Raw genomic sequence first — 227 nt, 5'->3', positions numbered from 1 at the left:
GGATCAAAGCTTACGTACAGCTCCCCGAAGCATATCGGTGTTAGTCCCGTCCTTCATCGGCTCCTAGTACCAAGGCATCCACCATGCGCCCTTCATAACTTAACCTAATGATTACGTCGTAATCATTGATTAATTGAGTATTAGCGATATAAACTAATTAAAAAACTCAAAAATACGCAGTTGTTTCTCGGTTTAATTATCTTAATAATTAAAGGAAAATAATTGAT

General features: G+C 36.6%; 1 rRNA gene. It reads right to left on the bottom strand.

Annotated features, from left to right (window positions below):
• A 23S ribosomal RNA gene (locus HF569_RS12205) occupies nt 1-105 on the bottom strand; the annotation flags it as partial.
• Nucleotides 106-227: the final 122 nt, after the last annotated feature.

The organism is Levilactobacillus tujiorum, from assembly GCF_012641185.1.
Lineage (GTDB): Bacteria > Bacillota > Bacilli > Lactobacillales > Lactobacillaceae > Levilactobacillus > Levilactobacillus tujiorum.
Note: the sequence above shows the minus strand (reverse complement) of the source record. Positions and strands in the feature narration are given on the sequence as shown.